This is a genomic window from Microcoleus sp. OTE_8_concoct_300 (assembly GCF_031383065.1).
Taxonomy (GTDB): Bacteria; Cyanobacteriota; Cyanobacteriia; order Cyanobacteriales; family Microcoleaceae; genus Microcoleus.
Genome location: NZ_JANMZH010000923.1, coordinates 1 through 1,052 on the forward strand (window position 1 = coordinate 1; position 1,052 = coordinate 1,052).

Below are 1,052 nucleotides of genomic sequence, written 5' to 3' on the forward strand. Positions count from 1 at the left end.
GGAAATGGCGACAATGTAGCTACCTGAAAATTTTGGGATTTGTGGCAGCGATCGAGCATAATTGAGTTGAATTGAAATTAAAATCGCTAGAAAAAGACCGATTAAGAATGCGATCGTAATTCGATTAATTTTCAAGCCGAAATATTGTTTGCGATCCATAGCCAAATTTCCTCCAATCTTGATGGTTACTCAAACATTTCGTTCTTTAAATACTTCCTCTGCCAAAGCCACTGCCTGTTCCACTTTGACAAATCCCACATAGGGAATCATGTGCATAATTGCTTCAATAATTTCTTGACGATTTGCTCCCACATTCAGCGCACCATTGTTGAGAGTCCTCTGCCGCCCTAGCTGCAACAAAGCCAGACTCTGGCGGCGGAGTCGCGTTTCGCGCTCTTGGGGGGTTTGTTCTGCTTCCTTGGGCGGGGTGAGGTCGTACAAGGCGCACAAGGCCGTCGGCTGACCGTGGAACAGCAGTGGCTGAACCGATATCATTGCCCAGAAAGGGGTGCCGTCTGACTTTTTGCAGTGGAGTTCGTAGTCTTGGAGATATCCGTCTTTGGCGAGGGCGTCGAGTATATGCGGACGATCGCCCGGGTTGAAGTAAAAGTCTGGGGTGTGGTGGCCGATCAATTCTTCTAAGGGTATGTTCAGCAGAGAAGCCAATTGAGCGTTCGCATACAGAATTAAGCCGTCCGAAAGACGAGAAACTAATACCGGAACCGGAGTTGCTGAGGCGATCGCCCGAAACTGCTGTTCGCTTTCGCGCACTGCCAGCTCAGCTTTGACAAGCAGGTGAGCTTCCATCGTATCCGAATGTTCGGTATTAGTCTCCAGCAAAATTTCTAGGTCAGCCTTTTCGCGCTTCAAGTTTTCAAGTTCCGCACTCAGCCGCTGAACGTCCAAAAGTAGCTGTTCTCTTGATGGTTCTTCCTGCATAGCAATTGACTATTGGTAATGTTTAATCGGTTCAGAAGTTTTTTACGGTTTGGTGCTAGCTTAACTATGACTTATTCGCATTAACTTCTCTCTCCCCTCATCCCGGCGATCGG

The 1,052-nt window shown here is 47.7% G+C and carries 1 protein-coding gene; it reads right to left on the minus strand.

The window, feature by feature from the left end; all coding sequences use genetic code 11:
- Positions 1-189: 189 nt before the first annotated feature.
- A complete protein-coding gene (locus tag ACUVJL_RS39395) occupies positions 190-939 on the minus strand; it encodes a PAS domain-containing protein (protein ID WP_445250787.1) in 750 nt (249 codons plus the stop codon).
- Between the last annotated feature and the right edge of the window lie 113 nt (positions 940-1,052).

Coding starts and splice junctions, on each gene's coding strand:
- ACUVJL_RS39395 (WP_445250787.1), bottom strand. CDS start 939: ATGCAGGAAGAACCATCAAGAGAACAGCTACTTTTGGACGTTCAGCGG.